At 71.5% G+C, this 24677-nt stretch carries 25 protein-coding genes and 1 tRNA gene; 11 read left to right on the top strand and 15 right to left on the bottom strand.

What is annotated here, in order from left to right; all coding sequences use genetic code 11:
- Positions 1-47: 47 nt before the first annotated feature.
- Positions 48-1592, bottom strand: a complete 1545-nt coding sequence (locus PS467_RS16020) for a N,N-dimethylformamidase beta subunit family domain-containing protein (RefSeq protein ID WP_311039874.1) — start codon at positions 1590-1592, stop codon at positions 48-50.
- Positions 1593-1873: 281 nt separating this feature from the next.
- Here PS467_RS16020 and PS467_RS16015 point away from each other — a divergent pair, with 281 nt between their 5' ends.
- On the top strand, positions 1874-2134 hold the full coding sequence (locus PS467_RS16015) for a hypothetical protein (protein ID WP_268972194.1): 261 nt from the start codon (positions 1874-1876) through the stop codon (positions 2132-2134).
- Positions 2135-2150: 16 nt separating this feature from the next.
- On the opposite strand, the gene PS467_RS16010 is transcribed toward PS467_RS16015, so the two are convergent.
- Positions 2151-2633, bottom strand: coding sequence for a MaoC family dehydratase (locus PS467_RS16010; protein WP_311035856.1), 483 nt, complete (start codon positions 2631-2633; stop codon positions 2151-2153).
- Between the two features lie 85 nt (positions 2634-2718).
- Between PS467_RS16010 and PS467_RS42325 the strand changes: the two genes are divergently transcribed.
- Positions 2719-3516, top strand: coding sequence for a Clp protease N-terminal domain-containing protein (locus PS467_RS42325; protein ID WP_311035855.1), 798 nt, complete (start codon positions 2719-2721; stop codon positions 3514-3516).
- Positions 3517-3541: 25 nt separating this feature from the next.
- On the opposite strand, the gene PS467_RS16000 is transcribed toward PS467_RS42325, so the two are convergent.
- The gene (locus PS467_RS16000) at positions 3542-3982 is read right to left on the bottom strand and encodes an STAS domain-containing protein (protein ID WP_311035854.1); all 441 of its coding nucleotides are present in this window, start codon (positions 3980-3982) and stop codon (positions 3542-3544) included.
- 109 nt (positions 3983-4091) lie between these two features.
- Here PS467_RS16000 and PS467_RS15995 point away from each other — a divergent pair, with 109 nt between their 5' ends.
- The 3 genes from PS467_RS15995 to PS467_RS15985 are packed head-to-tail and all read left to right on the top strand — an operon-like array spanning position 4092 to position 5228.
- On the top strand, positions 4092-4436 hold the full coding sequence (locus PS467_RS15995) for a helix-turn-helix transcriptional regulator (RefSeq protein WP_311035853.1): 345 nt from the start codon (positions 4092-4094) through the stop codon (positions 4434-4436).
- A 31-nt stretch (positions 4437-4467) separates the two neighbouring features.
- A complete protein-coding gene (locus PS467_RS15990; protein ID WP_268972189.1) occupies positions 4468-4845 on the top strand; it encodes a MerR family transcriptional regulator in 378 nt (125 codons plus the stop codon).
- Positions 4846-4871: 26 nt separating this feature from the next.
- Complete coding sequence (locus tag PS467_RS15985) at positions 4872-5228, top strand: hypothetical protein (protein ID WP_311035852.1); 357 nt, start codon at positions 4872-4874, stop codon at positions 5226-5228.
- Positions 5229-5243: 15 nt separating this feature from the next.
- On the opposite strand, the gene PS467_RS15980 is transcribed toward PS467_RS15985, so the two are convergent.
- The gene (locus PS467_RS15980; protein ID WP_311035851.1) at positions 5244-5870 is read right to left on the bottom strand and encodes a DUF4352 domain-containing protein; all 627 of its coding nucleotides are present in this window, start codon (positions 5868-5870) and stop codon (positions 5244-5246) included.
- Positions 5871-6228: 358 nt separating this feature from the next.
- Between PS467_RS15980 and PS467_RS15975 the strand changes: the two genes are divergently transcribed.
- Both PS467_RS15975 and PS467_RS15970 read left to right on the top strand, forming a co-directional pair.
- The gene (locus PS467_RS15975; protein ID WP_311035850.1) at positions 6229-6807 is read left to right on the top strand and encodes an HD domain-containing protein; all 579 of its coding nucleotides are present in this window, start codon (positions 6229-6231) and stop codon (positions 6805-6807) included.
- 110 nt (positions 6808-6917) lie between these two features.
- A complete protein-coding gene (locus PS467_RS15970; RefSeq protein WP_311035849.1) occupies positions 6918-7100 on the top strand; it encodes a hypothetical protein in 183 nt (60 codons plus the stop codon).
- Positions 7101-7116: 16 nt separating this feature from the next.
- On the opposite strand, the gene PS467_RS15965 is transcribed toward PS467_RS15970, so the two are convergent.
- Positions 7117-8475: a helix-turn-helix domain-containing protein gene (locus tag PS467_RS15965; protein ID WP_311035848.1), complete on the bottom strand. Its 1359-nt coding sequence runs from the start codon at positions 8473-8475 to the stop codon at positions 7117-7119.
- A 285-nt stretch (positions 8476-8760) separates the two neighbouring features.
- Between PS467_RS15965 and PS467_RS15960 the strand changes: the two genes are divergently transcribed.
- Both PS467_RS15960 and PS467_RS15955 read left to right on the top strand, forming a co-directional pair.
- Positions 8761-9219: an NUDIX domain-containing protein gene (locus PS467_RS15960; protein WP_311035847.1), complete on the top strand. Its 459-nt coding sequence runs from the start codon at positions 8761-8763 to the stop codon at positions 9217-9219.
- A 26-nt stretch (positions 9220-9245) separates the two neighbouring features.
- Positions 9246-10256, top strand: a complete 1011-nt coding sequence (locus PS467_RS15955) for a hypothetical protein (protein WP_311035846.1) — start codon at positions 9246-9248, stop codon at positions 10254-10256.
- A gap of 50 nt (positions 10257-10306) precedes the next feature.
- Here the strand turns inward: PS467_RS15955 and PS467_RS15950 are convergent, their stop codons facing one another.
- The 5 genes from PS467_RS15950 to PS467_RS15930 all read right to left on the bottom strand — a co-directional run bounded on the left by PS467_RS15950 (position 10307) and on the right by PS467_RS15930 (position 13750).
- Positions 10307-10435, bottom strand: coding sequence for a hypothetical protein (locus PS467_RS15950; RefSeq protein WP_311035845.1), 129 nt, complete (start codon positions 10433-10435; stop codon positions 10307-10309).
- A gap of 235 nt (positions 10436-10670) precedes the next feature.
- Positions 10671-10743: transfer RNA gene (locus PS467_RS15945), tRNA-His, on the bottom strand.
- A 96-nt stretch (positions 10744-10839) separates the two neighbouring features.
- Complete coding sequence (gene orn, locus PS467_RS15940; RefSeq protein WP_268972176.1) at positions 10840-11448, bottom strand: oligoribonuclease; 609 nt, start codon at positions 11446-11448, stop codon at positions 10840-10842.
- Between the two features lie 5 nt (positions 11449-11453).
- Entirely contained in the window at positions 11454-12785 is a 1332-nt protein-coding gene (locus PS467_RS15935; protein WP_268972175.1) for a helix-turn-helix domain-containing protein, read from the bottom strand.
- A gap of 572 nt (positions 12786-13357) precedes the next feature.
- Complete coding sequence (locus PS467_RS15930) at positions 13358-13750, bottom strand: hypothetical protein (RefSeq protein WP_432280590.1); 393 nt, start codon at positions 13748-13750, stop codon at positions 13358-13360.
- Positions 13751-14281: 531 nt separating this feature from the next.
- Between PS467_RS15930 and PS467_RS15925 the strand changes: the two genes are divergently transcribed.
- The gene (locus PS467_RS15925) at positions 14282-14803 is read left to right on the top strand and encodes a universal stress protein (RefSeq protein WP_257632792.1); all 522 of its coding nucleotides are present in this window, start codon (positions 14282-14284) and stop codon (positions 14801-14803) included.
- 580 nt (positions 14804-15383) lie between these two features.
- On the opposite strand, the gene glmS is transcribed toward PS467_RS15925, so the two are convergent.
- A complete protein-coding gene (gene glmS, locus PS467_RS15920; protein ID WP_311035844.1) occupies positions 15384-17225 on the bottom strand; it encodes a glutamine--fructose-6-phosphate transaminase (isomerizing) in 1842 nt (613 codons plus the stop codon).
- Positions 17226-17341: 116 nt separating this feature from the next.
- Complete coding sequence (locus PS467_RS15915) at positions 17342-17617, bottom strand: hypothetical protein (protein WP_268972173.1); 276 nt, start codon at positions 17615-17617, stop codon at positions 17342-17344.
- 253 nt (positions 17618-17870) lie between these two features.
- Between PS467_RS15915 and PS467_RS15910 the strand changes: the two genes are divergently transcribed.
- The gene (locus PS467_RS15910) at positions 17871-19520 is read left to right on the top strand and encodes a beta-N-acetylhexosaminidase (RefSeq protein ID WP_311035843.1); all 1650 of its coding nucleotides are present in this window, start codon (positions 17871-17873) and stop codon (positions 19518-19520) included.
- Between the two features lie 524 nt (positions 19521-20044).
- Here PS467_RS15910 and PS467_RS15905 read toward each other — a convergent pair.
- Genes PS467_RS15905 through PS467_RS15895 form a run of 3 tightly spaced genes read right to left on the bottom strand, consistent with a single transcriptional unit; the run spans position 20045 to position 24582 of the window.
- Positions 20045-21211, bottom strand: a complete 1167-nt coding sequence (locus PS467_RS15905; RefSeq protein ID WP_311035842.1) for an acyl-CoA dehydrogenase family protein — start codon at positions 21209-21211, stop codon at positions 20045-20047.
- Positions 21212-21214: 3 nt separating this feature from the next.
- The gene (locus PS467_RS15900) at positions 21215-22147 is read right to left on the bottom strand and encodes a hydroxymethylglutaryl-CoA lyase (protein WP_311039872.1); all 933 of its coding nucleotides are present in this window, start codon (positions 22145-22147) and stop codon (positions 21215-21217) included.
- Between the two features lie 11 nt (positions 22148-22158).
- On the bottom strand, positions 22159-24582 hold the full coding sequence (locus PS467_RS15895; protein WP_311039871.1) for an ATP-binding protein: 2424 nt from the start codon (positions 24580-24582) through the stop codon (positions 22159-22161).
- Positions 24583-24677 lie beyond the last annotated feature (95 nt).

Raw genomic sequence — 24677 nt, 5'->3', positions numbered from 1 at the left:
CCACGGCGGGGCTCCCGGACCGGGAGCCCCGCCGCTCTCGCTCTGCGCTAGGTCCGTTCCGTCGTCCCCGTGTCGGCCTCGGGCCAGGACAGCCGTGTCCCGGCCTCGTACACCGCGCGCACGTTGTCCTTCGGCTTGGGCCTGGTCCGGCCGCAGGGCCCCGCCGCGAAGGCGCGCAGCAGGTTCTCCGTGGTGCGGGTGACGAAGGCCCCGGTGCGCGCGTCCATCCCGTGGTTGCGCCCGTTCTCCCGGGTCCCGGCCATCAGGGCCTCCACCCAGCGCATCGTGCCCGAGGCGAAGACCCCCGCCCCGCTCGGCACGGTGTAGTACGCGGAGTCGGAGTGGCTGTGCCGCCCCCGGCAGACCACGGGGGAGTGGGCGATGATCCGCAGCGGCGCCGGGGTGGGGTCGCCCGGGGTGACCCGGTCGTACTCCACGCCCACCAGGTGGTCGAAGGAGTCGCCCTCGTCCACCCCGGTCCCGGCGAACAGCCAGTGGCCGCTGTCCAGGACCACGTACGGGGCGTCCGTCGGATAGCCCTCGTAGAGGACGCCGGTCAGCGAGGACTCGGGATCGGGCGCGGGGGCCTGGCGGAAGTCGGTGGTCACCAGGTCGCGGTGGGACACCAGATACGGATCGTCACGGTAGGCGGTCTTGTAGCAGATCACGGTGCGCGCGGGCGCACCCCCGGGGCCGGGGGCCAGCCGGATGCGGCGGAAGCAGGTGTTGGCGCCGAGGAAGGCCAGGTTGGTCCCGTCGTCCCGGGCCCGGGTCACGTACTGCCGCTGCTGAGGGGTCCAGTACTCGTCGTGGCCGAGCGATATGACGGCCGAGGCGCCCCGCAGCACGGCCGGGTCCAGATGGACGTCCATCCCCGTGGTGTACGCGAGCGGCAGGCCCAGCCGTTCGGCGAGGACGACCAGGGCCCGCTCGTAGACCAGGAACTTCTCCGCCCCGCTGCCCGCGTACGGCCGGTCGAAGCTGACGGCCAGCGAACGCGTCCCGTAGGCACCGTCCTGGCCCTGGTAGAGGCTGAAGCCGCCCCAGGTGTTGTACGCCTGCCAGGTGGCCGGTGCGTGCATCAGCACCGTCCGGCCCCGCGCCTGCCGTGAGCGCACGATCAGCGGCACATAGCGCTGATGGCGGTTCGAGGCGTCCAGCCGCAGCAGATACGCGCCCTCCGGCCAGTTCCGGGTGCGGACGCGGAGCGAGCGGTCCCAGTCGGCCCGCACCGTGCGGGTGGCGTCGAGGAACAGCGGCACGCCCTGCTTCCGGCCGGCCACCCGGCCCGACCGCCACACCAGCCGTGCCTGCGCCCCGTCGTACCAGCCGATCCGGTAGGCCGATACGCGGAAGGCGGGGGCCGTGGTCGACACGTACAGCCCGAACTCCTCACCGGGCAGGACGCTCACCCGGTCGGCGTAGCCCTCGATGGCATCGGGCGGCCCCGTCGAGCGGATGCGCCAGTCGGCATCGCCCGGCCGGGCCCGCTCCGCCTCCTCCGCGCGGCGCGCGGCGTCGCCGCGACGGGACGGGCGGGCGCGGTGGCCGCCGTTCCGTTCGGCCGAGGAGTCGCAGCCCGTCGCGGCCATCCCGGCGGCCCCGGCACCCGCCGCGGCGGCGGCTCCGAGGAAGCCCCGGCGGCCCAGCCCGCCGGCTATGCGGCCATCTTCTCCGTCCACCGTGCCATCGTGGGCCGCACCGTGGAGGCGGGCGAGCCGGGTGGTCCGACGGAGTGTCCCCGGCCGTCCGGGGCGTCCGGGGCGTCCGGGCCGCCCGTCCGGTGCCCCTCCGAGCCACGCGTGCCCGCCCGAGCCGCCCGCCCGGCGGGTCTGAGGTGCGGCGCGGGGACGTGGGGCGCAACCTGGGACATATGACCGAATCCCAGGCCCCGCGCATCCACCGGCCTCCGATCGTGGTGCTCGGCGTCCAGCCGAACGACCCCCCGTTCCGGCTGGTCGAGATCGCCGGTGAGCTGGCGGGCAAGGCGCACTCGGTGCTGGACGTCATCGAGATCGCCCGCGAGGTCGGCCTGGACGACGTGGACCTGGACGACCCGGACGTGGTCCGGTGGGTGGGCGGCGACAAGTTCACCTGGACCACGTTCTGGCCGCGGCGCCGTTCGGCGCGGTGAAGCCACGGCCGCGGGCTCAGCCGCTGTCCGCCGGCCGGACGCGCAGCATGTTGAGCACGGTGAGCCGGAGCACCGTCTCCTGGCGCTGATTGGTCATCTCGACCCGGCTGCGCAGAATCCCGCGGTCGGGCTTGGACCGCGACGGCCGGGCCTCCAGGACGGTCACGCGCAGCCGGAGCGTGTCCCCCGGCCGGACCGGGGCGGTCCAGCGCAGCTCGTCCACGCCCGGACCGCCCAGGCTCGCGACGGGGGAGAGGTAGTGGTCGGCGTACAGCCGCATCATCAGCGCCGTGGTGTGCCAACCGCTCGCGATGAGGCCGCCGAACGGGCCGTCGGCCGCCGCCTCGGGGTCGACGTGGAAGAACTGCGGATCGAACCGCGTCGCGAACTCGACGATCTCCTCCTCCGTGACCGTGACCGAGCCGCAGTCGTGGCTTTCCCCGGGCCGGTAGTCCTCCAGGTAACGGTCGCAACGGACCGTCGGCGCATCAGAGTTCATACCCCGCACCCTGTCACAGCCGCATGGAACGGTCTGGTGTCAACCCGGGGTTGACGCTCCGCGGGTGTCAACCTATGGTTGACACATGACGAATCCAGTCGGACTCACCCATTCCGTGCGCCTCGACGATCTGATCGAGGCCATCAAGAAGGTCCACACCGACGCCCTCGAGCAGCTCTCCGACGCCGTGATCGCCGCCGAGCACCTCGGCGAGGTGGCCGACCACCTCATCGGCCACTTCGTGGACCAGGCCCGCCGCTCCGGCGCCTCCTGGACCGACATCGGCAAGAGCATGGGGGTGACGCGGCAGGCGGCCCAGAAGCGCTTCGTCCCCAAGGCGCCCGGCGAGTCGTCGGACCTCGACCCCGGCCAGGGCTTCAGCCGCTACACCCCGCGGGCCAAGAACGTCGTGATGGCGGCGACGAACGAGGCCCGCGCCGCCGTCAACGGCGAGGTCCGCCCCGAGCACCTGGTCCTGGGCCTCCTCCACGAGCCGGACGGCCTCGCCGCGAAGGCGATCCTCGCCCAGGGTGTCACGCTGGACACCGTCCGCCAGGCGGCCACCGAGGCGCTGCCCCCGGCCGCCGAGGAGGTGCCGGAGCTCATTCCGTACGACGCGGGCGCCCGCAAGGTGCTGGAACTCACCTTCCGCGAGGCCCTGCGGCTGGGCCACAACTACATCGGCACCGAGCACATCCTCCTCGCCCTCCTCGAACACGAGGGCGGCTCGGGCCTGCTGAGCGGCCTCGGCATCGACAAGGCCGCCGCCGCGGAGAACATCGCCCAGGTGCTGGCCCGGATCGCCGCGGCCATCGAGAACGAGAGCAAGAACGAGAGCAAGAACGAGAGCGAGAACGGGAGCGGGAGCGAGAAGGAGGCGTGACCGGCCGGCCCCGGGACCCGGCGGCTCAGACCACCGCGTCGGTGCCGCCGCCCGGGAGCCGGAACAGCGGCGATGTACCGGTCAGGGTGAGGACTCGCCTGACGAAGCGACTCGCGGAACGGACGGTGACCGTCTTGCCGTGCGCGAGCGCCTCTCGGCGCAGCCTCAGCAGCGCGTTGAGGGCCGAGCAGTCCCAGAACCGCACCGCGTCGAGGTCCAGGTCGACACCGTCGGCGGACGTGCGCAGGGCCTCGCGCAGGGCGGCGGTCAGGGCGGGGGCGGTCTCGTAGTCCACTTCGCCCCGGACCATGACGACCTTCCGGGGCCCCTCCGAGTAGCTGTCGGTGAGGAGGGCGGACGGGTACGGCGGCGTCGAGTCGGCCGATGTGCCGGGTGCCGCGTCGTTCATGGGCCTGTGCGGCGGGTGGTGTCCGGACTCGGGCATGATGGCCTCTCGTGCGTGCACCTGTCTGTCTTTCCTCGGGGTCGCCGCGCCGGTGTCACACGACCTGCTTTACACGAAACGTGATTCATGTTTCTAGGTACGTTCGTCGTCTCGGCAATATCATGCAGCCATGGGAGGAGCTGCTGAGTCGCACACCGGATGGACATTCCTGACCAACCACGCCCGCGTCCTGGCCGCGATCGCCGATGACCCGAACGTGCGTATCCGCGACATCGCCGCGCACTGTCGGCTGACGGAGCGTGCCGTCCAGAAGATCATCGTTGACCTGGAGCAGGACGGATATCTGTCCCACACCCGTGAGGGGCGCACCAACACGTACCGCATCGAGCCGGGGAAGGTCCTGCGCCACCCGGCCGAAGCCGGGCTCCCCGTGGCCTCGCTCCTCTCCCTGCTCCTCAAGGACGAGGTCCAGCGCACCGAGCGCGCCGACGAGCCCGCACCGCGACTATCCTGAAACCTCCCTGACGTCAGAGGCAGGAGTCACGGTGCGCATCGGAGAACTCGCCGCTCGCACGGGTGTCAGCGTGCGAGCGCTGCGCTACTACGAGGAGCAGGAGCTGCTCGCCTCGGAGCGCAGCCCCAGCGGCCAGCGTCACTACCCCGACACCGCGGTCGAGCGCGTGCTGTTCATCCAGCACCTCTACGCCGCGGGCCTGTCGAGCAAGGTCCTCCGCGAACTCCTCCCCTGTACCCACACCGGTATCGCCACCCCCGACATCCTCGCCCGCCTGGCCGCCGAACGCGACCGCATCAACGCCCAGATGGCCGACCTGGCCATGACCCGCGACCGCCTCGAGGCCGTCATCGAGGCGGCGCACGGCACGGTCGACGGCGGGGTGTGCATCCCGCAATCCGCTGCTTGACCGGGCGGGCGGTTTACGCTCACCACATGGCCTTAACACTCGCCCTGAACTATCCCGCCGCGATACCCGCGGGACACAAGATCGAGGTCACCGAGTTCGCCGACACACGGCCGGAGAAGAAGCGGTACAAGCCCCCGACGTGGGCCGACCCGTGCCAGTACCCAGTCGTTCTCGACCTGGACACCGGCATCCGGTACATGAACCACGTGCACGCCAGCCGCGGGGGCAACGGTGGCCTCCTGCTCCGCCCGTATCCGCTGGTCCCCCGCGGCGACCTCCAGGTGAGCCGGGTCTATCAGGCGGTGGTCACGGCCTGTGCCCTCGTGATGGTGGAGGGCTATGACAACCAGCACACCACTCTCCTGGTGGAGCCGGTGGAGTAGCCCCGGCAGCGGCGACTAGCCGATCTTCCACTGGCCGGTCTCGTCGGCGAAGCCACTGTTCATCGTGAACTGCAGCGTGGCGATCTTCGATGCCTCGGGTACCTCGAGGACGACCCAGCCGAGTGCCTTGTCACCCGCCGGGAGCTTGAGGTCGGAGGTCATCTGCGGGCCGGCCGTGATGTCGGCGAACGTGGCGTCGAACCGCTGGCCGTCGGTGTCCACGGCCTGGAGACCGTTGGACGGGCTGTCGCTGTACGTGGCGGTGCCGGTGTTGGTGAGCTGGACCTGAACCGCGACCCAGCGCTTGCCGGCCCCGGGCGTGGTGAACTCATCCGCGCTCTTGGCGGGGTCCAGCCACTTCTTCATGGTGACGTCGAGCTGTTCGCCGTCCTCTTGGCCCGAGAGCGTGATGGTGTCCCCGACGCGGGCGTCCGCGGGCTGCTCGGATGCGTCTGCGGCGGCGTCCTTGGCGTCCTTGGTGTCCTCGGTGCCCGCGGTCTCGTCGGCGGAGGCGGCTTGTGAGGAGGACTCGGTCTTGGGGTTGGTGCTGATGCCGCTGCCCTTGTCGTCCTCGCTGCCGCATGCGGCGAGAGACAGGCAGAGGACGGCGGTGGCGATGACGGCGACGGCGCGGGCGCGCATGGTTCCCCCCTGGGTATACACGGATGTGGCGTGTGGGGGGATGAGCACTGTATCGGTTTTTATGAGGTATTGGGGACACGGAACGGCAGGCCGCCGAGGATCTCGGGCTGGGCTTGCGTTCCCGTCGTGTGCGCCGGGGCTCGCACCGCATCATGGATACGTCGATCTGAATGTCCACGCCCTATGGACACTGCTTGCCGCAAGGCCCGAGCCGCTCCGCTCAGGAGATGCCGCAACCGCCCTCCGGGAACGACTGCCAGTGATGTTGGATAGCCGGAAGATTTCCGCGCCCGCACGCCGCGAGCTCGAGAGCATCCGGTACGCAATCCGCCTCGCTGAGGCGTGAGAGGAGTTGACGGTGGCTGACGACCTGCATGCGGTGGCACGCTTCCTGTTCGAAGCTGGCGCGCTGAAGCAGAACCGCAGGACAGGCTGGTGGATGGCTGGTGTGCGAGACCCTGAAACAGTCGCTGAGCATGCCTGGCGCACTTCGCTGATTGCCTCGATCATCGCCCAGCTGGAAGGCGCCGATCCTGCCCGAGCCGCTCTCATGGCCGTCTGGCATGACTCGCAGGAGACACGTACTGGCGACGTGAACTACCTGGGCAAGAAGTACGCGCCCAGCCCCGACCCGCAGGCGGTGACCGCTGACCAGACCGTCGACATGCCCGAGGGCCTCGCTTCCGCTGTACGGGCATGGGTCGGCGAGTACGAAGCGAAGGAATCGCCCGAGGCGGTATGCGCTCGCGACGCAGATAAGCTCGAGTGTCTGCTACAGGGACTCGAATACCTGTCCCAGGGATACGAAAACGCCCAGCGCTGGGTCGACAACAGCCGTAGCCGGTTGGTGACAGAAACCGGCAAGCGCCTTGCTGACGAACTGCTGAACCAGGGATCTCTCGACTGGCTCCGTGCAGCGCTGGGCGAGAAGCCGTAGCAGCTCCTCGAACTATCAGACAGCAAGGTAAAACGCCCCCTCCGGCCCGAATGAGGTGGGGCTCCTACGCGCGCCCGTGCTCCCGGCGGCCCGTGGGCTGTTGGTAGCGCATGGAGGAGGCACAGCTGTGGACGATGATCGAGGACCAGGCCGAGCAGCAGCCGCTGCTCACGCTCGGCGAGGCGCGGGCCGCCGTGCAGCTGCTCCAGCGGCTCGCCGAGCAGGACGGCGAGCTGGCCGACGTCGCAGCCGAGCTGGTGACCCGAATCGGACGCCGACTACCCACCGGGTAGGGGCCGTGCGACACACCTACCGGGCAAGGACACCGGTCCGCGCGGCCAGCCCCCGGAGTTCCGGCGACGTACGGCCGGAGACCAACAGGCCGGAGATAAGCGTGCGGACCGCCGGGCGCCCGCAGACCTCCTGCGGCGCCTGGAATTCGGCAGCCAGTAGGGCGTCGGTGCACTGCTGGCGGCGTCCCCACCGGGCGTAGGCAGTGGCGACATCGACGTGGTAACGGGCGCGGCGCTCAATGCTGGGCAGCACCTGTGGCGCGAGCTTGTCAGCGGCGGCGATGGCGGCGGATGGGTCGCCGGCGCGACACTCGGCCGAGATCAGGTGGAGCTGGACCGTGGCGCTGCTGAACCCGCCGTGGGCGCGCAGCCGCGTACCCCCGAGTTCCCCGGCGATGGCGGCGGCCTCCTTGGTGAGCTTCCGCATGCCGGCCTGGTCGTGGTCGCGGGCAGCTGTGTAGGCAGCGGACTGGATCAGCAGGCCGCGGGCAGCCGTCCCGTCGGGTCCGGCGTCACGCAGGGCTGGCGCGTCGGCGGCGGAGAGAGCGATCGTCATCGCCTGGTCGTTCCAGCCTGCCCGGCGGGCCAGCACGGCGAGTTGCCGGACTGCCTCGGCGATCGCCAGGGGGTCGCCGACAGCCTCGGCGAGCTGCCGGGCGCGGTCCGCGGCCATCCAGCCGAGCTGCTGGTCCTCCAGCTTCGCCAGGACTCGGGTGGTCAGCAGATAGCTCTGCGCCAGCACGCCGTCAGCCGCCGAGCCCTCGGGCGCAGCGTGGGCCGTGCTCAGGAGGCGGGGCAGCCGTACGGCGAGGGTGTCATACCGGCAGTTGCGGGCGTCGGCGGCGGCCCGAGCCAGTTCCCCGTGCAGGTCGGTAGGGGGTAAGTCGGCAGCCGGGTGGAGGCCGAGCATGGCGTCCCGCAGGCGGTCGATGAGTGCGTCGCCGATGGCGGCTCCGCGCACCGGCTCGGCCCCGGCCGGGGCACCAACCGCCGCGGCTGCCGTGAGGGTCAGGGCGAGTATCTGCCGTCGTCGCACCGCGTCCTCCCCGCCATCGTCCTGGGCTGTCCCCGTCACCCTAGGTCCCGGGAGACGTGGATAGGCGGTGATCGGCGCAGCTGGTTGACCGTGCTGGGCGACTGGTTCGGGGGCGAGTCCCAGGGTCTGGGGCGGAATGCCCAGGGCGGTCGCGAACCGGCGCAGCACCATCACGTCGGTCAGGGGTGAGATGCCGCGTTCGTAGCGGGAGACCTGCGCGGTGGAGTAGCCGGTGAGCTGCCCGAGCTGGCACAGCGTCATCCCTTTTGCCCGGCGGGTGCGGCGCACGAGGTCGCCGGGGGTGTTCTCGGGGGCTGGCCGTACGCTGCTCGGTTCCATCGCGCCGTCCCGGGGTGAGGCTGCCGAGCCCTCAGCTTAGGGACATCTCGGGCGTGATCGGGCGGTTTTGCATGACATGCAAACGGCTTTACATCCGGTGAAAGGCCCGTGGCCGCCGGGGTCGCAGTGCGGTGCTCTGGTTCCACAACAGCCACCGCCCGCCGAGGTCGGACGGCATACACCAGATCATCCCGATACGCGGCGTGTTTGTTCCGACACGCTCCATGCGCCATCGTGACGGGTCCGCGGCCGCGCTGAATGCGGCCGAACACGGAGGAGGTCGAGATGAAGCGGATCATTGCCCGCCTGTGGCGGATCATCCGGGGCCCGATGCAGTGGCGAGTCCTGTGGCTGGCGCACGCGAAGTTCATGGTCGGCGTAACCGGCGTTGTCCGTGACGACGCGGGCCGGGTGCTGCTGCTGCGCCACCGCATGTGGCCGCCGGGCCGCCAGTGGGGCCTGCCCACCGGCTACGCCGTCAAGGGCGAGGAGTTCGCGCGGACGGTCGTCCGGGAGGTGCGCGAGGAGACCGGCCTGGAGGTCAAGCCGGGCCGCCTGGTGCACCTCAAGAGCGGTTACCGGCTGCGCATCGAAGCCGCCTACGAGGCCGTACTCGTCGGTGGCGAACTGAAGATCGACAGCTTCGAGATCCTGGAGGCGAAATGGTTCTCGCCGGACGAACTGCCCGAGGGGATGCAGGAGTCGCACCGGCTCCTGATCCTGGGCAAGGACCCGAACGACTGATCCGGCCGGTCGGCGTCAGCCCGCGGTTGCTCGCGCCGAACGAGCATCTGGCCGGCACCGCCGACATCGGCCAGCTCCTGGCACGGCTGGCCGAGCTGCGCGCGACGACGGACACCCTGACCGAGCAACACCCGACGGTCACCTTCCGGCCGCTCCCGCAGGCCCTGCGCCGGTGGGAGGCGGCCGGGCTGAACACGGGCCTGTTCCGGTACGGGTTGGCGGTCCTGCGGCCCCGCTACGCAGCCCTAAGCCTGTCCCGGCTGCTCCCGCTGGAGCGCGTGCTGGTCGGCGTCCAGTCCAGCCGCGACGGCGCATTCGGGGGCTTTCATTACTCCAACCAGGGCTACCGGCACTTGCAGATGCGGGCCCTGATCACCACCTACGGGCCCATGGCGGCTGGCCTGCCGGAGCGGCCCGATATGGCCGCGCTGGACTTACTGCGGGCGTACGCGCACGGCTGCCTGCACTACGGCTCGTACCGCAGCTACCGGCTGCGCGGCAACGAGGTCGTGCGCACTCAGTACGGCGTGAACTTCCGCAGGCACGACGGCCGCACGTACTCGGCCCCGGACCTGGCCGGATCGCCGACCACGCGGAACCTGGGCGTGGTGATGGAGGGTGCGTGTGACCGCGAGGCGCGCAGCATCGCCCGTGCAGCGGCTCAGCAGTTCGGCGTGGCGGAGCTGGTCGGCATCGATCGCTACGGCTATCGGGATGTGACGGGGCTGCTGGACATCGCGGATACGGACGAGCTCGCCCGCCAGGAGGTGTGCGACGCGGTGGCCCCGACCCCGGCCGCCGCCGATCTCCTCGGGGCTATGGGGAGGTATCAGGCGTCGGTGAATCAGCGCTACGGCATGTTCCTCGACGAGGTCGGCCGCTCGGAGGCCGACGACCTGCACGCCACGGTTCTGACATCGATGATCAGCGGGGTCCTGACGCCGCTGTGCGCGTGGCTGCGGGACCGGCACGGGGCGAAGGCGTTCGAGGCGCTGTTCCTGTCGCCGGCGTACTTCGGTCCGGTCCGCTCCGCCTGAATCGGAAGGCTCTGGGGATGCGCGCACCTGGCGGCCGCCGCACGCTGGACTCATGGCCGGGGCGCCGCCGGGCGTCGCAGCCACTTTTTCGGTTCCTCGGGATTGCGCTTGCCGTCTTCTTCCGCGCGCACCCAGTCGGTGATGTCGTCGGGGGTGATGTTGGCGATGGTGGCTGGCACGGCATACCGACATGGTCGGTATGCCGGAGGAGGGAGAGGCCACGATCCGCCTCGGCCGCCTTGGAGCCACCGGACTTGATAGATCGCTGAGCCGTCCCTGCGCTCACGCTTCCTGATGGTCGCCATGAAGGGAGAGGAGGAGCGATTCGGAGGTCCGGTTAGGCCCGCGTTTGGCCCAAAACAAAAGAAGATCAGCCGGTGCCGCGTTTCCGCAGGTCACCGGCTGATCGCCAAGGGTGAGTAACGGGACTCGAACCCGCGACATCCTGGACCACAACCAGGTGCTCTACCAGCTGAGCTATACCCACCATGACCGGCGCTTTCCGCACCGGCCGAGAAAAAGTGTACAGGGTCCGGAGGGGTGCTCGCTCCCGGCTTTCGGGGAGTCGGGAGCGAGCACCGGGTCAGGCGTGCCGGGCGGGCAGGACGTGCTTGGCCGCGATGGCCTTCGCCGTGTCCGAGTCCGGGCCGGGCTGGGGGACGAAGACCGCCTCCCGGTAGTAGCGCAGCTCGGCGATGGACTCGTGGATGTCCGCGAGCGCGCGGTGGTTGCCGTTCTTCTTGGGACTGTTGAAGTAGGCCCGCGGATACCAGCGGCGGGCCAGCTCCTTGATCGAGGAGACGTCGACGATCCGGTAGTGGAGGTAGCTCTCGAGCGTCGGCATGTCCCGCAGGAGGAAGCCGCGGTCGGTGGAGACCGAGTTTCCGCACAGCGGGGCCTTGCCGGCGTCGGGGACGTGCTCGCGGATGTAGGCCAGGACCCGGTCCTGGGCGTCCTCGAGCGTGGTCCCGCCCTCGAGCTCGGCGAGCAGGCCGGAGGTGGTGTGCATCGTGCGCACCACCTCGTCCATGGTGACCAGCGCTTCCGCGGGGGGCCGGACAACGATGTCCACTCCCTCGCCCAGGATGTTCAGCTCGGAGTCCGTGACCAGCGCGGCCACCTCGATAAGCGCGTCGTTCGCCAGCGAGAGCCCGGTCATCTCGCAGTCGATCCACACCATGCGATCGTTCATACGTCTCACCCTACGGGGCGTTCCCGCTGGCCGGGCACGGACGGACGGCCCGGAGCACGACCCGCGGCCTGTTCGGGCAGGCGCGGGGCGTAGGTGTCCGACTCCGGTTTGCCAGGTTCCGGATGCGGAGCGTGGTGATGGTGCCCGGGATGCGCCGGGTGACCCGTGTGGCCGCCGGGCGCGCCCGGCCGCCGCAGCGCCAGCGAGTGATCGCCGCGCTGTTCGATCACCTCGGCGCGGTCGGGCCGGTCGGCCCGCTCCAGCCGCTCCAGGCGGTCGGCGCGGTCCGGGCGGTCCGTACGCTCCGCCGGGCCGCCCTGGGGCCTGCGGGCCCGGTACGCGGCCCGGTAGGCGGCCGGGGAGGACCCCAGCTGCCGCCGGAAGTGTCCGCGCAGCGCGACCGGCGAGCGGAAGCCGCAGCGCCCGGCGACCTCGTCGACCGAGTAGTCGGAGGTCTCCAGGAGCCGCTGCGCCTGGAGCACCCGCTGGGTGATCAACCACTGGAGTGGAGCGCTCCCAGTGAGCGAACGGAACCTGCGGTCGAAGGTTCTGCGGCTCATATAGGCGCGGGCGGCCAGGGCCTCGACGTCGAACTGCTCGTGCAGATGCTCGAGCGCCCACGCCACCACCTCGGCGAGCGGGTCCGCCCCGATCTCCTCTGGTAACGACCTGTCCAGATAGCGCTCCTGCCCTCCACTGCTGCGCCGCGGCGGGACGACCAGGCGCCGGGCGAGGGCGCCGGCGGCGTCCGCGCCGTGGTCGGTGCGCACGATGTGCAGGCACAGGTCGATCCCGGCGGCGGTGCCCGCCGAGGTCAGTACGTCGCCGTCGTCGACGAAGAGCTCGCGCGGGTCCACATGGACCGACGGGTAGCGCTTGGCGAGCGTCGGCGCGTACATCCAGTGGGTGGTCGCCGGGCGGCCGTCCAGCAGCCCGGCGGCGGCCAGTACGAAGGCCCCGGTGCACAGGCCCACGATCCGCGCACCCTCCTCGTGCGCGCGGCGCAGCGCGTCGAGCGCGGCGGCCGGTGGCGGCTGGGTTATCGACCGCCAGGCCGGTACGACGACGGTCCCGGCCCGGGAGAGTGCCTCCAGGCCGTATGGTGCGGTCAGTTCCAGTCCGCCAGTCGTTCGCAGTGGCACATCTTCGCCCGCACACACCAGCAGTCGGTACCGAGGGACTCCGGCGTCCTGCCGGTCGATACCGAAGACGGAGAGCGGGATGGAGCTTTCGAAGATGGGGCCGCCGCTGAACAGCAGCACCGCGACGATTTCTCGTCGCCGGCGTCCGGAGAGCTTGCGCGAGGTCTCCGGTACGGTCGTGGAGTCCTGGCTCATGGCACTAAGCCCCCCTCGGTGGTCGCGTCCTCTCGGTCCTGCACGTTTCCCCTCGGTCCTGAACGGTTCCCCCGCCGGTCATGGCCAAGATCGAATCTACTGTGTCGCGTGTGGTCGCCGTGACCAGTTCACCACCCGCCACTATGTCGACATGACAACTTGGCGCGAAGCATTCGATCACGAAGCGTTGCACTCGTAGCCCTCGCTGTGAAGTACGCCTTGTGCGGACACCCACTTCCCGTAGGGGGTACATGCGCCTCTGACCCCTTTCCACGCTGGCCGGACGGGGGTTGAGCACGGTGTTTGCCAAGGGAAGAACTGTGACGCGAAGTTGGCTGAAAACAAGCGGGCGCAGATGTGCGGATGCGTCATGCGACCGGCGTACGACCCGCTCGTACTTCCGCAGGGGTTCGGCAGTACTCGATCAGCGCTGAGTGTGCGGAGCGCTACCGAACGCGTCCGCGGACACGCCCTGGGACACGTCGGCGGACGGGTTCTCGGTCACCTTCTCGGTCACGCCCGCGGGCGGGGCACGGCCGCGTACCGCCCGCGGGCGTGCCTCGGTCGTGTCCTCAGGCGCGGCGGCCGCCCCGGTGCGCGCCGATCCCCGTACGGCCGTGGCGGCCCCGGTGCGGATTGGCGCCGTCCGCGTCCAGCCGGGCCGCGGTGCGCTCGGAATGGCGCAGCAGGGCGCGGCTGGCGGCCGTCACGGCGGCCAGGCCCGCGGCGGCCGCCACCGCGCCGCCGAGGGGCGCTCCGCACATCAGCAGGACGACGGGGACCACGGCGCAGCCGAAGGCGGCCCAGCGGATCACCTCGTTCACCGCGCTCACCTCGCTCACCGCGTCGCTCGCGGCGGGCTGGACCGGGGCTCGAGCGGAGCTTGGAACGTGCGGCCGTCCGGGGGCCCCGGCGCCGCCGTCGGGGGCGCCGCGACGGGCGTCGTACGCGGGGGTGACGGGCACGGGCAGGGCTCCTCATCTAGCGGCCGGCGGGGGTCGGCGGGGTGCCGACGGGGGTCGGCGCGGGGGTGACGAGGGGGCGGCGGGCGGTGCGTCCGGGCAGGTGGCCGGGCAGGTGGCCGGGGTGGGCCGGGGCCGCCGTCCCCGTGCCGCTACTACAACGCCCGGCCCGCCCCCAGGTCACTGCAGGGCGGCCGCACGGCGTACCGCGGCGGCCCGGCCTGGGCGGGTCCCGGGCCGGGTCCCGGTGCGAGTCCCGGGGCGAGTGGGACCACTTGGGGCATTGCGTTACGGGCCGCCCTCCGGCATGCTCCGGGGAACGCTTCGGGGCGGCTCCGCTCCCGAGGCAACCTCTGGGCAGGCGGTGAATGCCGCCGTACCCTTGGGGGTAAGGGCTTGGAAAGATGAATCCCGGACGGATTTCGACCCCTCGATGACGTCCCCGAGCTCCAGCGGAGCTCATGTCCCCCGACAGCCCGCAACCTGAGCCCCCGCCGATCCCTCCGCACGAGGACATCCTTCGCCGAGACACCGATGGCCGGTCACGAAATCCCCGAACCCGCGGACCGCAAGCGGGTCGCCGATCACATGGCGCACCCCGAAGCGGCGGAAGAAACACGTCATTCCTGCGATCCAGCGTTCCAGCACGGAGTCGTGGTGGGATTCGACGGTTCCACATCGAGCGAGCGCGCCCTCGCCTACGCCATCGGCATGGCCCGGCGCTCCGGCTCAGGGCTGATCATCGTCCATGTGGCCAACCGGCTGCCGACGACCGTATGGGCGGGCTGTGAGCCGCCCGTCTTCGTCGACGTTCCCGATCACCGCACCGAGGTGCTGGGGCTCGAGCTGGCCTGCGCCGACCATCTCGCCGAGGTGCCCTGGATCCTCGTCGAGCGGGGCGGGGACATCTGTCATGAGCTGGAGGAGGTCGGCCGGGAGTACGCGGCCGACGCGATTGTGGTGGGCTCCACGCACGGGCTGGTGGGGCGGATCTTCGGCTCGGTGGCGGGGCGGCTCGCGCGGCGGGCGCAGCGGCCCGTCATCGTCATCCCCTGAGTCCCGTGAGTTGTCGTGAGCTGCGTCATCCCCTGAGTCCCGTGAGCTGCCGTGAGTGGTCGCGAGGTGTTCCGGGCGGCCGCTGAGCGGCCCTGAGGAGCCCTGAACGGCCCGGAGTTCTCCTGGGCTGGGCATTCGGGTCCGGGGCTTTCCGCGCCCTTCGAGGCCCCTGTGCGTCCAGCGCGCTGTGTCCCGGAGCCGCTTCGTCAAGCGTCGTTGTTCAAGCCAAAACCTCTTTCGTCGTGACGACTTGGCGCGGGCGCCTGGAACCGGACACCTTCAACTCCGCTGGACCGCAAGCGAGATGGCGTCAAGTTCATCTTGACAACCGATAAACCTACCGGTGCGTAGAGGTGGATTGTGCGTTTGTGAGGGGTACAAATCGTTCGATCGTGCTGTCGCGCGGGAAGTGACGGTTCCCGCGCGGCGGCCAGCCGCCGGCGTGCCAGGGCGACGTCGGCGAAGGGGAGGCGGCCCCCGCGTGCGTGGTGGCACACGCGGGGGACCGCCGAGCGGTTCGTCGAGGGGACCTGCCGAGGGATCCGCCGAGGTCGCGCGGGGTGCGGACCGGGGCTCGGGCCTATTCGACCGTCACCGACTTGGCGAGGTTCCGGGGCTTGTCGATGTCCCGGCCGAGCGCCAGCGCCGTGTGGTACGCGAGCAGCTGGAGCGGGATGCCCATGAGGATCGGGTCGAGCTCGGGCTCGTTGCGGGGTACCACGATCGTGTGGTCGGCCTTCTCCTGCTCCCGGTGGGCGACGGCCAGGATCCGGCCGCTGCGGGCCTTGATCTCCTCCAGTGTCGCGCGGTTCTTCTCTAGCAGGTCGTCGTCCGGGAGGACCGCCACGGTCGGCACCTCGGGCTCGATCAGGGCGAGCGGCCCGTGCTTGAGCTCGGAGGCCGGGTACGCCTCGGCGTGGATGTACGAGACCTCCTTCAGCTTCAGGGACGCCTCGCGCGCCACCGGGTAGCCGCGGACCCGCCCGACGAACATCATGCTCTTTGCGTTCGCATATTCGGCGGCGAGCTTCTCGATCTCCTGCTCGCCGCGCAGCACCTCGGCGATCTGCTCGGGCAGCTTGCGCAGCCCGTCGATGATCCGCTTGCCGTCGGCGACCGAGAGATCGCGGATCCGGCCCAGGTGCAGGGCGAGCAGCGCGAAGGCGACGGCGGTGTTGGTGAAGCACTTGGTGGAGACGACGCACACCTCCGGGCCCGCGTGGACGTACACCCCGCCGTCCGTCTCCCGGGCGATCGCGCTGCCCACGACGTTGACGACGCCCAGCACCCGCGCGCCCTTGCGCTTGAGCTCCTGGACGGCCGCCAGGGTGTCGTAGGTCTCGCCGGACTGGCTGACCGCGATGTAGAGGGTGTCCGGGTCCACGACCGGGTTGCGGTAGCGGAACTCGCTCGCGGGCTCCGCGTCCGCCGGGATCCGGGCCAGCTCCTCGATCAGCTGGGCCCCGATCAGACCCGTGTGGTACGCCGAACCACAGCCGAGGATCTTGACCCGGCGCACCCCGCGCGCCTCGCGGGCGTCCAGGTTGAGCCCGCCCAGCCGGACGGTGGAGAAGCGGTCGTCGATCCGGCCGCGCAGCACCCGGTCCACGGCGTCGACCTGCTCGTGGATCTCCTTGTGCATATAGGTGTCGTGGCCGCCCATGTCGTACGACTCGGCCTCCCACTCCACGGTGGTGGGGGAGGTGGAGGTGCGGCTGCCCTCGGTGGTGTAGGTGCGGTAGTCGTCGGCCTTGAGGGTGGCCATCTCGCCGTCGTCCAGGGTGACCACCTGGCGGGTGTGGCTGACCAGCGCGGCGACGTCCGAGGCGACGAACATCTCCTTCTCGCCGATGCCCAGCACCACCGGCGAGCCGTTGCGGGCGACGATGATGCGGTCGGGGAAGTCCGCGTGCAGCACGGCGATGCCGTAGGTGCCCTCGACCATCGCGAGCGCGTGACGGACCTTCTCCTCCAGAGTGGGCGCCTGGGAGCGGCCGATGAGGTGGGCGAGCGCCTCGGAGTCGGTGTCGGAGGCCAGTTCCACGCCGTCGGCGGTGAGCTTGGCGCGCAGCTCGGCGGCGTTGTCGATGATGCCGTTGTGGACGACGGCCACCTTGCCGTCCGCGTCCAGATGCGGATGCGCGTTGCGGTCGTTGGGCGCGCCGTGGGTGGCCCAGCGGGTGTGGGCGATACCGGTGGTGCCCGTGAACCGCTTGGGAAGCTTGGCCTCCAGCTCGCGGACCCGGCCCTTGGCCTTGGCGGTCTTCAGCCCGGTCGACGAGGCGTTCTGCCCGCCCTTACCCGGCTTGCCCTGGATCGCGATGCCCGCGGAGTCGTAGCCGCGGTACTCCAGGCGCTGTAGTCCCTCCAGCAGCAGCGGTGCCACATCGCGTTTTCCGATGTATCCGACGATTCCGCACATGGTGTTCTGGGCCTCCCATTGGATCGCTCATGCGTGCTCGTGCCCGTGCCGGCGTTCGGCGGTGGCGGCCGCCGTCGTGGGCCGGTGTCGTGTATTGGCGTCGTGGATTGGCGTCGTCAGCCGTAGACGATGCGGCGCAGCTGGCGCAGCGAGAGTTCGGGCGGGGCCACCGCGCGGTGCGGCAGCTCGGCGGTGATTCGCTCGAAGATGTCCGCGTTGGTCAGCCCGCCGGACTGTAGCTCGCGGTGGCGGCGCCGGACGAACTCCTCCGTCGTCTCGTCGAAGTACGCCAGCACGTCCAGCACCACCCGGGCCGCCTCGCCGCGGCTGAGCGGCGTACTGCGGACCAGGTGGTCGATAAGGTCATCGTGGGACATACGGCGATCGAGCACCCGTTGATACTGCGATGCGGAGACGGGTTTCGCAACAATCCTGCCCGATATCGGGCAGGGCTTGGGGTGAACGCGGAGTTCTGGGGCGCGCTTTCGCCGTCGAGGCCGCACATGCCCTCTTGTTGGGTGATATGCGGGCGAATTACGCCATGTGGTGCATTCCGGCGGCTCCATGGCGACACATTGGTCTACACCTTGACCGCACCTGGGCCTCGCGGTACCCAAGAGCGACGTTTCGGTGAAGGGATCCCCTGTGAGACGACGCCGTGCCCGACTTCTGTGTTCGCTGCTGCTGACCGTGGTCGCCGGGGCGGGGACCGCGGCCTCCTCCGCGTCCGCCTCTTCCGCTTCTTTCGCTTCCCCTTCGCACGCCGCCGGGGTGGCCCAGGCCGCCACCGCCCCGGCCCCCCTGGACCGGGTGGTGCCCGCGCCCGCGTCCGTACGGCCCGCGGCGGGCTCGTACACGATCCGCTCGAACACCCGCATCCGGGTGTCCGCCTCCGACGGCTCGGCGCGTCCGGCGCGCCGGGTGGGCGACTACCTGGCGAAGGTGCTGCGCCCCTCCACCGGCTTTTCGCTGCCCGTGACCGCGCGGTCGGGCGGCGACGGCATCCGGCTGCGGCTGCTGCCCCAGGCCGCCGGGGTGCGGAAGCTGGGCGCGGAGGGATACCGGCTGGAGGTCACCGGACGCGCGATCACCCTCAGCGCGCGTGGCTCCGCGGGGCTGTTCCACGGCGTGCAGACGCTGCGGCAGCTGCTGCCCGCGTCGGTCGAGCGCACCACCCGGCAGCCGGGCCCGTGGCGGGTCTCCCGAGGCACCATCACCGATGTGCCGCGCTACGCCTGGCGGGGCGCGATGCTCGATGTCTCCCGGCACTTCTTCAGCGTGGATCAGGTCAAGCGCTACATCGACCAGTTGGCTCTCTACAAGCTCAACAAGCTGCATCTGCACCTCTCGGACGACCAGGGGTGGCGGATCGCGATCGACTCCTGGCCACGGCTGGCCACGTACGGCGGCTCCACGCAGGTCGGGGGCGGGCCCGGCGGCTACTACACCAAGGCCGACTACCGCGAGATCGTGCGTTACGCGGCGAGCCGTGAGCTGACCGTCGTCCCCGAGATCGACATGCCGGGCCACACCAACGCGGCGCTCGCCTCCTACGCGCGGCTCAACTGCGACAGCGTCGCCCAGCCGCTCTACACCGGCACCGATGTCGGCTTCAGCTCCCTGTGCGCGCCCAAGGAGGTGACGTACGACTTCGTGGACGACGTCATCCGCGAACTCGCCGCGCTTACCCCCGGCCGCTATCTGCACATCGGCGGGGACGAGGCCCACTCCACCAGCCATGAGGACTACGCGGCCTTCATGGACCGGGTACAGCCGGTCGTCGCCAAGTACGGCAAGACGGTGGTCGGCTGGCACCAGCTCACCGGAGCGCGTCCCGCGAAGGGCGCGATCGCCCAGTACTGGGGCCTGAACGGGAACGAGAAGGAGGTCGCCGAGGCGGCCAAGGCGGGCACCCGGCTGGTCCTCTCACCGGCCAACCGCGCCTATCTGGACATGAAGTACGACGCCGATACTCCGCTGGGGCTGAGTTGGGCCGGGTACGTCGAGGCGAAGCAGTCCTACGACTGGGACCCGGCCACCTACATCAAGGACGCCCCGGCGTCATCGGTGCTCGGTGTCGAGGCGCCACTGTGGTCGGAGACCCTGCTGACCAGCCCGCAGCTCGAGTACATGGCCTTCCCCCGCCTCCCCGGCATCGCCGAACTCGGCTGGTCGCCCGCGCGTACGCACGACTGGAGCGACTACCGGGTCCGGCTCGCGGCGCAGGGCCCCCGCTGGGACGCGCTGCGCATCGCGTACTACCCCTCCCCGCAGATCCCCTGGCCCACCGACTGACCCCCCACCGGCACGGCCCCCGCGCCCCCGCGCCCCCGCGCCCCCGCGTCCCCGGGGCGCCGGGACGCGGGGGCCGCGTGCCCTCGACCTTGCGGATGGGTTGTGGGCCTGGCCTCTGGGGTGTGGTCTTGTCCCGGGGTGTGGCCCTACCTCGAATGGTGGGCCTGGCTCCGGCGGGCGGTGGCCCAGTGGTGGGCCCGGCGAGCGGGCGCTCGATGGTGGCTCCGGCGTCGGGCGCCCGCCAGGGGCGGGGCTGCCACAGTCAGGCTGACGCGCGGGACCTTCCGTCACGGTCTCGGAGCGAGGGTGCGGGCCCCGAGCTCGGGGCTCGGGACCGCGCGAAGGGGCGGACCGTGGGCCCGCCCCAGGGGGCGGGCCCACGGGGCGGCGTCCTAGGAGGCGGGGCTTGCGGGGCGGTGCCAGGGGGCGGGCCTGCGGGGCGGGTCCACGGGCGGGGGCCCATGGGGCGGTGCCCACGAGGCGGTGCCGCGGGGCGGGGGTTGCGGGCGGAGCCCTGTGGTGGGTCAGCTTGCGAAGCCCAGTTCTCGCGCGATCAGCATGCGCTGGACCTCGCTGGTGCCCTCGCCGATCTCCAGGATCTTGGAGTCCCGCCACATCCGGGCCACCGGGTACTCGTTCATGAAGCCATAGCCACCGTGGATCTGGGTGGCCTCGCGGGCGTTGTCCACCGCGACCTCGGAGGAGTAGAGCTTCGCGATCGCCGCCTCTTTCTTGAACGGTTCGCCGAGCACCAGCCGGGAGGCCGCGTCACGCCAGGCCACCCGGGCCATATGGGCGCGCGACTCCATATCGGCGAGCTTGAACTGGATCGCCTGGTTGGCGCCGATGGGACGGCCGAACGCCTCGCGCGTCCTGGCGTACGCCACCGACTCGTCCACACAGCCCTGGGCGAGCCCGGTGGCCAGCGCGGAGATCGCGATCCGGCCCTCGTCCAGGATCCGCAGGAACTGGGCGTAGCCCCGGCCCTCCGCGCCCAGCAGGTTCGCGGCCGGGACCCGGCAGTCGGCGAAGGACAGCTCGCGGGTGTCCGAGGCGTTCCACCCCACCTTGGAGTAGGGGGCGGCCACGCTGAAGCCGGGCGTGCCCGACGGCACGATGATCGAGGAGATCTCGGGGCGGCCGTCCTCCGTGCGGCCGGTGACCGCGGTGACGGTGACCAGCGTGGTGATGTCCGTACCGGAGTTGGTGATAAAGCACTTGGTGCCGTTGATCACCCACTCGCCGGTGGCCTCGTCCAGCCGGGCCGTGGTGCGGGTGGCACCCGCGTCCGAGCCGCCGCCGGGCTCGGTCAGGCCGAACGCGCCCAGGGCCTCCCCGGAGCATAGCGCCGGCAGCCAGGTGCGCTTCTGCTCCTCCGTGCCGTAGCGGAAGATCGGCATCGCACCGAGCGAGACCCCCGCCTCCAGGGTGATGGCCACCGAGGAGTCCACCCGGGCCAGCTCCTCCAGGGCGATGCAGAGCGCGAAGTAGTCCCCGCCCATACCGCCGTACTCCTCCGGGAAGGGCAGGCCGAACAGGCCCATCCGGCCCATCTCGCGGACGATCTCGTACGGGAACTCATGGTGCTCCCAGTACTCCCCGATCTTGGGGGCGACCACATCGTGCGCGAACGCCTCGACGGTACGGCGCAGTTCCTCGTGTTCCGGGCTGAGTCGGTGGTCGATCGGCATGGCTCAGGTCTCCTTCTGGGAGAGGGCGCGGACGGTGCGGGACGGGCTGGGCCGGCCCAGGTGCCGGGCCATCCACACGCTGGTTGCGGTGAGACGGCCGATGTCGACCCCGGTCTCGATGCCGAGGCCGTCGAGCATCCACACGAGGTCCTCGGTGGCGAGATTGCCGGTGGCGCTCTTCGCGTAGGGGCAGCCGCCGAGGCCCCCGGCGGAGGCGTCGACGGTGGTCACACCGTGCTGCAGGGCCGCGAGGGTGTTGGCGAGGGCCTGGCCGTAGGTGTCGTGGAAGTGCACGGCCAGCCGGTCATCGGCGATGCCCGCCTCGTTGAGCGCGTCCAGCAGCTCCCGCACATGGCCGGGGGTGGCCACGCCGATGGTGTCGCCGAGACTGATCTCGTCGCACCCCATGTCCAGGAGGCGGCGGCTGACCGAGACGGTCTGGGAGACCGGGACCGGCCCCTCCCACGGGTCGCCGAAGCACATCGACAGATAGCCGCGCACGGCCACGCCCGCGTCCTCGGCCTTGGCGACGACCGGTGTGAACATCTCCAGCGCCTCGTCCACCGTGCGGTTGAGATTGGCCCTGGCGAAGGACTCCGTGGCGCTGGCGAAGACGGCGATCTCGCGCGCGCCCAGCGCGAGGGCGCGGTCCAGCCCGCGCTCATTGGGCACCAGCACCGGGAGCCGGGCGTCCACGTCGTCGACCAGCCGCATCAGCTCCTCGGCGTCGGCCAGCTGGGGCACCCACTTCGGATGGACGAAGCTGGTGGCCTCGATGGTGGTGAGACCGGCCTCGGCGAGCCGCCGGATGAACTCGGCCTTGATGGCCGCCGGGACCAGCGTCTTCTCGTTCTGCAGCCCGTCCCGCGGGCCCACCTCGTGGATCCGGACCCGGGCGGGCAGCCCGGGGGCCGGGACGGTCATGGGGAGGGACATCGGGAGGGTCATCACTCACGCTCCTCGTTCTCGTGCGGAGTGCTCTCGTGGTTCTCATGCGGAGTGCTCTCGTGCGGGGTGACGACCGCCAGCAGCTGGTCCATGGCGACCGTGCTGCCGGGGGCCACATCGAGCTCGGTGACGGTCCCGTCGTGCGGGGCGGAGATGAGGTGCTCCATCTTCATCGCCTCGACCACCAGCAGGCCCTGACCCGCGGTGACCTCGTCGCCCACGGCCGCCTTCACGACGGTGACGGTGCCGGGCATGGGCGCGGTCAGCTCCCCGGCGTGCGCGGCGGCGGCCCCTCCGCGCAGCGCCTCCTCCACGGGGTCGTGGCCGACCACGCGCCAGGTGTCCCCGTCCCGGCCCAGCCAGTGGCTCGTGCCATGGGCGGCATGGCGGAAGCGGTGGGTGACCCCGCCGAGGTCCACCAGCACGGTGCCCTCGTCCAGGACGACGAGCCGAGCCCGCACGCCTCCTGCGTCCGCGGCGGCTGCCGGGACTCGCGTGGCCCCGGCCGCGCCGCCGGGCCCGTAGTCCGCCGCCGGCTGGTGAGCGGCTGCCGGGCCGCTCATCCCGGCTGCCGGGCGGCCGCTCGCGCCGGGGGCCCGGGGCGACTCGCCCGCGCCCGCCGTGGTGCCGCCGGCGCCGGGTGCCATCTCCGGCGCGCTGTGGGCCGCCGCACCGGCCGGCCCTGCGGGTCGCACGGGTGTGGTGTCCTCCGCTGTGTGGGAGGCCGGGTGCTCGATCCGCAGTTCCGCGTCATGCGCGCGGCCGCGCATGCGGACGGTCACCGGGGAGTGGCCCGGCACGCGCAGGCGGTGGATGGTCCAGGCGGGGGCTCCGCCCAGCCGCCAGCCGGTCGGCACCGAGAACGGATCGACCCAGACGTCCGCGGCCGGGCCGCGCGCCGGGCCGCCGGGACCGCCGGGGCCGACGGGCTCTGGATGCGGACCGGGCCCGCCGCCGCGCGGAGCCGTGGGTTCCAGCGCCGCCTGGCGCAGCAGGGCCGCCGCCGCGTAGACCTCCTGCGGTATGGCCGAGGGGATCAGCGCGGCCGCCGCGCGGTCGACCAGGCCCGTGTCGAGCTCGCCCGAGACGACCGTGGGGTGGGCGGCCAGGCGGCGCAGGAAGCCGGTGTTGGTGTCCACGCCGAGGACGGTCAGGGAGCCGAGGGCGGCGCGCAGCCGGCGCAGGGCCGTGGGGCGGTCGGGGCCGTGGGCGATGACCTTGGCGAGCATGGGGTCGTAGACCGTGCCGACCTCGGTGCCCGTGCTCAGCCCGGAGTCGACCCGCACCCCCTCGCCCGCCGGCTCGTCCAGCGCCAGCACGGTGCCGGCCGAGGGCAGGAAGTCCACCCGGCCGTCGGCCGCCGAGCGGGCGGTCTCGGCACAGATACGGGCCTCCACCGCATGGCCGCCGAAGGCGATGTCGTCCTGTCCGAACGGCAGCGGCTCGCCCGCGGCGACGCGCAGCTGCCACTCCACCAGGTCCAGGCCCGCCCGTCCGCCGACCGATACCGTCAGCTCGGTCACCGGATGCTCCACCTGGAGCCGGGTGTTCATCTCCATGAAGCAGTACGCGGACGGATCGTCGCCCGGCACGATGAACTCGACCGTGCCCGCGCCCACATAGCCGCACGACCGCGCCGCCGCCACCGCCGCCTCGCCCATCCGCGCCCGGGTGGCCTCGTCCAGCAGCGGACTGGGCGCCTCTTCGATGATCTTCTGATGGCGGCGCTGGAGCGAGCACTCGCGCTCCCCGAGGTGCACCACATGGCCGTGACCGTCCGCCAGCACCTGGATCTCGATATGCCGGGGCCGGTCGATCCAGCGCTCCACCAGCAGCGTGTCATCGCCGAACGCGCCACGGGCCTCCCGCCGGGCGGCCGCGATCTCGTCGGCGAGCAGCGCCTCGTCGCGGACCAGCCGCATGCCCTTGCCGCCGCCGCCCGCCGAGGGCTTCAGCAGCACCGGCGTCCCGATCTCGCGGGCGGCGGTGATGAGCTGTGCGTCCGTCAGCCCGCTGCCCGAGGAGCCCGGCACCACCGGCACCCCGGCCGCGTGCACGGTCTCCTTGGCGCGGATCTTGTCGCCCATCAGCTCGATGGCCCCGGCGGGCGGCCCGATGAAGGCGAGCCCGGCGTCGGCGCAGGCGCGGGCGAACGCCCCGTTCTCCGCGAGGAAGCCGTAGCCGGGGTGGACGGCCTGGGCGCCGGTGCGCGCCGCGGCCTCCAGCAGCCGCTCGATGGACAGATAGCTCTGCGCGGCGGGGGCGGGGCCGATCCGCACCGACGTGTCCGCCTCCCGCACATGCCGGGCGTCCGCGTCCGCGTCGCTGTGGACGGCGACCGAGCGCACCCCGAGCCGCCGCAGGGTGCGGATGACGCGCACGGCGATCTCGCCGCGGTTGGCCACCAGGACGGTGTCGAACAGCGCGGGCGACGGGCTCACCGCAGGCGTCCCGGTCGGCAAGCTGGTCGGGCTCGTAGGGCTCGTAGGGCTCGTAGGGCTCATCGGGTGCATCCCCC

This window comes from Streptomyces luomodiensis, assembly GCF_031679605.1.
Taxonomy (GTDB): Bacteria; Actinomycetota; Actinomycetes; order Streptomycetales; family Streptomycetaceae; genus Streptomyces; species Streptomyces luomodiensis.
Note: the sequence above shows the minus strand (reverse complement) of the source record. Positions and strands in the feature narration are given on the sequence as shown.